Origin of the sequence: Streptomyces sp. URMC 127 (assembly GCF_051386535.1) — a bacterium.
Taxonomy (GTDB): domain Bacteria; phylum Actinomycetota; class Actinomycetes; order Streptomycetales; family Streptomycetaceae; genus Streptomyces.
In genome coordinates this window covers 1-7,078 of sequence record NZ_JBPQTW010000289.1, presented here as the reverse complement: position 1 = coordinate 7,078, position 7,078 = coordinate 1, and the positions used below count along the sequence as shown (strand labels likewise).

10 protein-coding genes are annotated in these 7,078 nt (G+C 68.7%); 8 read left to right on the top strand and 2 right to left on the bottom strand.

The window, feature by feature from the left end; translation table 11 throughout:
- Positions 1-1,327: 1,327 nt before the first annotated feature.
- Positions 1,328-1,783 carry a GntR family transcriptional regulator gene (locus ACSNOH_RS32175; RefSeq protein ID WP_436724985.1) on the top strand — a complete coding sequence of 152 codons (456 nt, stop codon included), beginning with the start codon at positions 1,328-1,330 and terminating at the stop codon, positions 1,781-1,783.
- An 11-nt stretch (positions 1,784-1,794) separates the two neighbouring features.
- On the top strand, positions 1,795-2,361 hold the full coding sequence (locus ACSNOH_RS32170; protein WP_436724984.1) for an HD domain-containing protein: 567 nt from the start codon (positions 1,795-1,797) through the stop codon (positions 2,359-2,361).
- On the opposite strand, the gene ACSNOH_RS32165 is transcribed toward ACSNOH_RS32170, so the two are convergent.
- Together ACSNOH_RS32165 and ACSNOH_RS32160 are read right to left on the bottom strand one after the other, a co-directional pair.
- Complete coding sequence (locus ACSNOH_RS32165; RefSeq protein WP_436724983.1) at positions 2,349-2,822, bottom strand: NUDIX domain-containing protein; 474 nt, start codon at positions 2,820-2,822, stop codon at positions 2,349-2,351. The two genes, ACSNOH_RS32170 and ACSNOH_RS32165, sit on opposite strands and share 13 nt — an antisense overlap.
- The gene (locus ACSNOH_RS32160) at positions 2,819-3,586 is read right to left on the bottom strand and encodes a helix-turn-helix domain-containing protein (RefSeq protein ID WP_436724982.1); all 768 of its coding nucleotides are present in this window, start codon (positions 3,584-3,586) and stop codon (positions 2,819-2,821) included. The genes ACSNOH_RS32165 and ACSNOH_RS32160 overlap by 4 nt, the downstream gene beginning before the upstream one ends.
- 318 nt (positions 3,587-3,904) lie before the next feature.
- On the opposite strand from ACSNOH_RS32160, the gene ACSNOH_RS32155 reads away from it, so the two are divergent.
- The 6 genes from ACSNOH_RS32155 to ACSNOH_RS32130 all read left to right on the top strand — a co-directional run bounded on the left by ACSNOH_RS32155 (position 3,905) and on the right by ACSNOH_RS32130 (position 7,016).
- Entirely contained in the window at positions 3,905-4,264 is a 360-nt protein-coding gene (locus ACSNOH_RS32155; protein ID WP_436724981.1) for a hypothetical protein, read from the top strand.
- Between the two features lie 256 nt (positions 4,265-4,520).
- Positions 4,521-4,778: a WhiB family transcriptional regulator gene (locus tag ACSNOH_RS32150; RefSeq protein ID WP_436724986.1), complete on the top strand. Its 258-nt coding sequence runs from the start codon at positions 4,521-4,523 to the stop codon at positions 4,776-4,778.
- Positions 4,775-5,158 carry a hypothetical protein gene (locus tag ACSNOH_RS32145; protein ID WP_436724980.1) on the top strand — a complete coding sequence of 128 codons (384 nt, stop codon included), beginning with the start codon at positions 4,775-4,777 and terminating at the stop codon, positions 5,156-5,158. Before ACSNOH_RS32150 ends, ACSNOH_RS32145 begins: the two co-directional genes overlap by 4 nt.
- A gap of 128 nt (positions 5,159-5,286) precedes the next feature.
- Positions 5,287-5,532 (top strand): hypothetical protein, encoded by a 246-nt coding sequence (locus ACSNOH_RS32140; protein WP_436724979.1) that lies wholly within the window; start codon positions 5,287-5,289, stop codon positions 5,530-5,532.
- 147 nt (positions 5,533-5,679) lie between these two features.
- Positions 5,680-6,801: a hypothetical protein gene (locus ACSNOH_RS32135; protein ID WP_436724978.1), complete on the top strand. Its 1,122-nt coding sequence runs from the start codon at positions 5,680-5,682 to the stop codon at positions 6,799-6,801.
- A 5-nt stretch (positions 6,802-6,806) separates the two neighbouring features.
- Positions 6,807-7,016 carry a hypothetical protein gene (locus ACSNOH_RS32130; RefSeq protein WP_436724977.1) on the top strand — a complete coding sequence of 70 codons (210 nt, stop codon included), beginning with the start codon at positions 6,807-6,809 and terminating at the stop codon, positions 7,014-7,016.
- The last annotated feature ends 62 nt before the right edge of the window (positions 7,017-7,078 follow it).

Here is a 7,078-nt window from a genome sequence, read left to right as displayed (position 1 = left end):
CCCTGACGCCCGGACGCGGGCCCAGCACCCGCAGGAACAACCGACGGGGCCCCCGCCCCGCGCCCCCGCCTTTGCCTGTTGTGTAAGAAGCGCTTGCCCGGGCCGCTGGCAGGGTCGCCGTTTCCGCTGGAACCGCCGGGCGGAACCGTCCACGGAAGTCCGCGGACGGCCCGCTGAGACCGGCCAGGGTGGCTCCCTTCCTGGCTCCCCGGGGGCAGAGATCAGATCACCTCTTACGCGACTTGTTCAGCTGCGCCCGTTGTTCCTTCAGCTCCTTCAGCTTCCGATTGATCTGACCGCGTTCGGTCCACTCGCCAGGATGCTCCCAGCACCGGGACGTCCCGGGCGAGACCGCCCGCTGACACCGCTTGCCGGCCTTGGTCCGAGCCCCGCACTTCTGCGAAACCTTCGCCACCGTCATCCGCCTCCCCTGCGTGTTCGGGTACCGCCCTCATGTTCGGGCACGGCGCCGACTCTTCATCGGGGGCTGGGCAGTGGGCAGGGCGCACATAGGGCGGAGCGGGGGCACGGGGGGCTTCCCGGCGTGGCTGTGCGCAACGATCGGCGCCGTGGCGGATGCTGCTGCCTGCCAGGCGATCAGCGGATCTGCGTCTGCCTGGAGACGCAGACGGAAGCTCGCAGTTGGCCTGACAGAGGACGCACGTACGGACTGCTGCGGGAACCGGTGGCCCGCGCATGGTCCTGATCGAGCTGCCGCGGGGCGCTCGCGAATAGCCCGAGGGCGGGCTATGAGGCATGCAGGCGGGATGGTATGGGCTCGTAGGTGATAGATGGTGCGCTTTGCCGGAACCGGCGAAGTTGGTCAAAAACTAAGGTGAGCGTGAAAAGATGCCCAGGTCAGGAACACTGCTCCCCGCGCACGCGGGGATGACCCCTCTGCGAACCCAACCCGGTACGGCTCTAGGTCCTGCTCCCCGCGCACGCGGGGATGGCCCCAGGGCGGCCACGGTGTCGTCGCTGGTGGCGGGCTGCTCCCCGCGTACGTGGGGATGGGCCCCCACCTCTTAAGAGGTGAGTTCTAGGGTAAGAGTGATTCCTGCACACGCGGAGATGAGCCTAGGGGGAGAGCTGTGGCACGAGGCGCTGCACGGATCCCCGCGCACGCGGCGGTGGACCCGTGCCCCAAGGGCCAGGCACCCCGGGCTGACTCTTGCGTACGCGGGGACGAACCTCGCGGATGTGCCCTGCACGGTTCAGTGAACCGCTGTTCTCCGTGGGCGCGGAGATGGGCGCCTGGGCGAACGATGGAGGGTCTCTGCATGGGGCGGCTTCCTGTTCCACTTCCTGGCCGAGTAACGGAGAGGAAGTGAGCCCCCTGGCAGATGTGAACCCTCGTGGCACTTACCTGAGGATCGTTGAAAGTCTTCGGGAAGGTCTTACCGGTACTGCTGAGCAAGAGCTCCTGCCATCAGAGGCGGCACTGATGGGTGAGTACGGCGTCTCTCGGACTACTATCCGCCGGGCGCTGCGCGTTCTCGCTGCGGAAGGACTGATTGAGTCTCTCCCCGGTATCGGTTGGCGTCGACGTACCGCTAGGGCGACACTGCCGCTCGTCGAGCAGATGCGCTCGGAGCTTGCTGCAGGTGGATTCGAGGTCGGCGGCACTTTCCACTCCGAGGCTGCCCTGTGCGAGCAGTTCGGTTTCTCTCGCACGGCAGTCCGGAAAGCGCTGGGTCAGCTGGAGGGCGAAGGTCTCCTCGAACCTGTTCATGGGAAGGGGAGGATCGTGAAGGCCCTCCCGCCGGCGAGCGGCACCCCGTAGGGTCCCTGTACATGGAACTCATTGCCTGGGCGCACGAGCTGGCCAAGTCGCTGCTGGCCGAGCCGCTACCTCGTCGTTGGGCCCACTCCTGTGGCGTGCAGGAGCGGGCTCGGAGCCTCGCTCCCGTGCTCGGCGACGACGCGACCCTTCTCGAAGCTGCCGCCGTGCTCCATGACATCGGCTATTCGCCACGGCTCGTCGACACCGGTTTCCATCCCCTCGACGGAGCCCGGTTCCTCCGCAACGTCGAGCACGCTGACGAGCGCATCGTGAGCCTCGTCGCCCACCACTCCTGTGCGCTCCTGGAGGCCGAGGAACGGGGGCTGCGGCAGGCCTTGGAGGAGGAGTTCTCGCTGGAGCAGCCGCAGCTCGTGGACGCGTTGCTCTACTGCGACATGAACACCACGCCCGACGGAGAACCGACGAACCCCACCGATCGTGTCGCCGAGATCGTTGGTCGGTACGGCCCGGACAGCGTCGTCGGGCGCTTCATCCGGCGAGCCGAGTCCGAGATCCAGGCAGCCAGCGCACGCGTCAACGGCAGGCTCGCCGCCGCCGGCCTTCGTCACCCGATGTAGGGTTGCGTCCGGCTGGTGTCAAGGCCGTGATCGATACGGAGGCGCATGGAGGGGTGGATGTCCAGGTCGTCCAGGTCGTCAAGTGATACCCAACGGACTTCCTTGGACTCGCTGCTCGTACGCAGTGCCCCACCGACCGGTCGGGCGCGGAAGCAGATAGAGAACTGCTGACGGACCTCGCCGTCGTCATAAGCCATGACGTGGCCAGGGTCCGTGTAGAGGCCGCTGACGTCCATGACTTCGACGCGAATGCCGGTTTCCTCCTCGACTTCGCGCACGACCGTGTCCTTGATGGACTCGCCGATTTCGTGGCCCCCGCCAGGAAGGGCCCACAGGTTGTTGTCGGTCTTGTGAATGAGCAGTACGTCTTGGGCATCGTTGCGTACCACTGCAGTGACAGAGGGGACGACGGAGTTGGCCGTCGGCGCCATCGGGTCATGGAAGTAGTCGGTTCGGCTCATGCCGCAGCTCCCAGATCATGAGGGCTGCGGATCGTCCGGGCCCCCTGCCAAACACGTTCGATGCTCTCCGCGTAGGAGTCGAACAACTCGCCACCCGGCACGCGGGTCAGGTGTAGCACCGGAGCGAGGTAGGCGCCGACGCCGTAGATGTGCCCGTTGGCGAGCAACTCGTCGTCGGAGCGGTACAGCGAGTTGTACAAGGTCGTCGAGTGCAGTCGGAATTCGACGCCCGGTAAGCCGAACAAGGGCGAGTAGTTCACCAGCGCGTTCCTCACCTTGCTGGCCATGCCGGAACCGATTCCCTCGTCGTGCCCCCGCTGCTCGACAGCCTGGCATCCAGGCTCCCCAAGCATGAAGCGAACGGGCACCCCGTCTGCTGATTTTTCTCGTACGACCTTGAAGAACATTGGGTCCTCGCTCAGCCAGAAGCCTGAGTATGCGAGGACGTCGAAAGCCTCCGTCGCCTTGGCATAGAGCTCAGGCCAGAGCTCCCGTGGCACAACCGCGCGGTGCGGATAAAGCCTGATCAGCTCAGCTTGCCCGGCCTCCCGTACCTCGCCTGCAGTCCGTTCCTCTGGCCAGAGGTACGAGATGTCACGCCCAAGCAGGTTGGCCAAGGCGTACTGGTGGCGCCGGTAGGGCTTCCTCTTGGAGTTGTTGATCCACCGGTCGACCGTCTTCGGGTCTACCCCGATCCGTGCAGCGACTTCATCATCCGTCATGCCGCGGGCCACGATGGCGCTGCGGAGGCGTTCGTTCGCCATGCCGCACTCCCTCGATGGGGACGTCCTGGGACGACTTGAACGGTACTGAGATGTCCGTCAAGTCGTCCAGGGGATCGGTAACTTGTCTCGGTTCCGGGCGAGATGCTCATCACCAAGCAAGACGGCAACCTCTCGAAACCGGCTCCGGCGTAGGGCTTGACGACACGAGAAGGACGCCTCCACAGTGAGATACATGTAGTACATGTCTCGCTCGCTGGGAGGCATGAGAAAGCCCCGCCGTGTCGGTTCCGGAGGTGCGGTCACACCGTCCGGTCCCAGGCGGGGCCTCCCCACATCAGTCCTGGCTAAGGAGTGCTGATGCTCAACCAGCGTACGCCCCTGCCCCGGAGCGAGTCCGCTCCGGTGGCCGCCGATCTCCAGGTGGTCTTAAGTAAGGTGGCCAGCTTCCTGGAGATGTTCCCCGGGCTGCCGGCGCCGTCGTTGACGGTGCACGCCGACAGCTTCGTCCTGCAGTTCGCGTTCCTGCCGCCCGACGTGCAGTTCCCGTCCGTGGCGCGCGTGGCCAAGGCGCTCGGTACGGCGCCGCACCTCAAGCAGATGTCCGACGGGCACTGGCACTTCGTCGCCCGCGGCCACCGGCAGGGCCTCGACGTGACCGTCTTCGCCTCCGTATCCCTGGCCACCGACGAGGACCGCGTCGGCGAGGCGGTCGCGTGATGCCCGCCGCGCCCGGATACGACCGTCGCCCGGTGTGCCGGACCACGCCGTGCCCCCGCTGCGCCCGGTCGGTGCAGGTCTCGCGGTGCCGGACGGCGGCGCGGGAGCTGTGCGGGGCCTGCGGGTACGAGTTCTCCCCGCGGTGGCGGGCCGAACGGGCGGGGGTGCTGCGGTGAGGTGCAGGACCACCATCGTCCGCGGCTCGTCCCGGCCCCATCTGCGTCTGGCCAAGGGGCCGTGGGTGTCGCCGCACCGCCTGCCCCCGGGCGGACGGCAGGTCCTCGGTGCGGACCTCGGGGTCGTCGACCACGCGGCATGTGCCGGAGAAGAGCCCGAGTTGTTCTTCCACGGCGATCCCGGTGCCATCGCGCTGGCGAAGCGCATCTGCGGCCGGTGCCCGGTCCGGGAGGCCTGCCTGGCCCGTTCGATCGCCAACGACGAGAGGTACGGCGTGTTCGGCGGCCTGACCGCGGACGAGCGCCAGGAGCTGCAGGGCAGGAGGGCGGCGGCATGAGTACCCCCTTCCCGCCCCGTGAGCCGCTGCCCGGCGACCGTGCGCATGCCCCGGCCGTCTTCGACGCGTTCGGCAACCAGATCTTCCCGCCCCCATCCCCGATGCCGCAGGCCGGCCACAGGCATCACTGCGCGGTCTGCCGCTGCGACCACACCGCAGGGCACTCGCGCGAGGTCTCGCGACTGTCGCCCGGAGTGGCGGTGGCCCTGGGCGCCGGCGGTGTGCTGGTGACCGGTGTCGTCCTGGTCGCGCTCCTGCTGTCGGTCGCGGTCGTGGCCGCGTCCGTCGCGGTGGCCGCCCTGTCGCTGGCGGTCGTGGCCGTCGTCCTGCGCTCGCTCCTGAACAGCACGCAGGACCAGCGGCGCACTCGCCGCCGCTGACGCTCACTTCGCTCCCTCTCTTCCCTCTCTTCCCTTCCTCTGCTGCCGGGTTCTGCCCGGAGGGCTTGGTTCGTGCTGTCTGCGCGGACCCGGCAGCGCTCCCGATTCCTTTCGGAGGCTCTGTCCTCGTGTCCAAACTCGACGACCTCAGCAGCCGGTTCGCCGCGCTGCAGCAGAACCACGACGAGCTGATGGCCGCCGCCCGGACCGCCGTATCGGCGTACTGGGACGGCGACGAGCAGCCCATGGCCGCGCTCATCGACACCCTCGACGCCCTCGGCACGCTGCCGGAGTACGCGCCGCAGCTGACCGACCAGGCGCTCGACCTGCTGACCGCCGGTGGCGGCCGCGTGGTGGGGAGGCGGCTCGCGTGAGCGCCCGCACCCGCTGCCGCGTCTGCGGCTGGAGCCGCACCTACCGCAACCAGTACGCCGGCCGCCGCGCCACCCGCACTCACACCTGCCCGCCCCTCCCCGCAAAGGGATTGCCGCGATGACCAACCGCACGGAAGGACACCAGGGATGACCACCGAACTGTCCGACGTCGGCTTCACGGGCCTGAGGACGGCCGTGGCCAGGGCACTGCCGCACATGGCCACCGACTGGGCCGACTGGCCTTGGGGCGGGCTGCTGCTCGACCTCGACGGCACGCACCTCTACGCCGTAGCCACCGAACGCCACACCATGGCCATCGGCCGCGCCGAGGCCAGCCGTCCCACATCGCCGTGGCGCGCGCACATCGCGGCGGCCGATGCCCGTTCGCTGGGCCGCTTCCTGGAGGACACCGACCCGCGCGACACGGTCTTCGTGACCTACGAGGAATACGGGGACGAGGGCGCGCCCGAGGTACGCCTGCGCAGCCGGCACGCAACCCACACGGTTCCGCTCACCGACAACGACGACTTCCCCGGCTGGCGCGAGATCGCCACCAAGGCGCTCGAACAGCCGGCGGCCGACGAGCCAGTGTGCCTCACCCTGCACATGCTGCAGCGCTGGGCCGCCGTGGGGGAGAGGGCGACCTTCAGCCACCGCGGCGCCAACCGAGCCGTGGTCGTGACCGCCGACGACTTCCTCGGCCTCCACATGCCCTGCCGCACCCGCACCAGCCCCACACCCGCCCTGGACGACTGGCACCGAGCCATCACCAACACCCAGGAGAAACCCGGCATGCCCAACACCACCGGCCCGGCCGCACACCTGCGGGAACTGGCCGCCGACTTCCGTACCCGCACCGACGAGGCACGGGCACGGGCCCGCCGTGAACGGGAGGAACGCGAGCGGCAGGACATCGCATCCCGAGCGTCGGACTGCATGGCACGCCTCTTCCCGCAGACCCTCGGCCTGGTTCTGTCCCCGGAGGCCTGGGGCGGCTACCCCGGCGGCCAGGAGGACGCACGTCCCATGGCCGTCGCGCACCTGGGCGAGGGCATGTTCGTGACCTACGAGCGGCGCGCTACCTCGTCGGACGACCCGTGGGCGAGCTCGTACGACGTCGTGGTCCTGCTGCGCCCGTGCTCGTGCGGCAAGTACATCGAGAGCGTCATCGACAGCGACTACAGCCTCGCCCTGCTCCTCGCCGAAGCCGAGATCCTCACCGTGTGTGTGAATGACTGCACCCCGTCCGGCGAGCGCGAGGAAGGCTGATCACCGTGGCCATCCTGCCGCCGCCCACCGGAGACACCGTGATGGACCCCGTGATCCGCAGCGGCCGCTACCTCGCGGTCGGCACGATCAGCCCCCTGCACTTGCGCGGCTGCTGGCACGTGTGGACCACCGCCGGCACCTACATCGGCTACGCCACCGACCCCGGCCTGATCTCCCTGGTCATCGCCCGCCACGAGAACGGCCACACCCCGTAACACCCCGCTGCTCCCCGCCCGGCGCGGGCTCGGCGGCCGGCGCGCCGGGCGGGGAGCAGCGG

Coding starts and splice junctions, on each gene's coding strand:
- ACSNOH_RS32170 (WP_436724984.1), top strand. CDS start 1,795: ATGGAACTCATTGCCTGGGCGCACGAGCTGGCCAAGTCGCTGCTGGCC.
- ACSNOH_RS32165 (WP_436724983.1), bottom strand. CDS start 2,822: ATGAGCCGAACCGACTACTTCCATGACCCGATGGCGCCGACGGCCAAC.
- ACSNOH_RS32160 (WP_436724982.1), bottom strand. CDS start 3,586: ATGGCGAACGAACGCCTCCGCAGCGCCATCGTGGCCCGCGGCATGACG.
- ACSNOH_RS32155 (WP_436724981.1), top strand. CDS start 3,905: ATGCTCAACCAGCGTACGCCCCTGCCCCGGAGCGAGTCCGCTCCGGTG.
- ACSNOH_RS32145 (WP_436724980.1), top strand. CDS start 4,775: ATGAGTACCCCCTTCCCGCCCCGTGAGCCGCTGCCCGGCGACCGTGCG.
- ACSNOH_RS32135 (WP_436724978.1), top strand. CDS start 5,680: ATGACCACCGAACTGTCCGACGTCGGCTTCACGGGCCTGAGGACGGCC.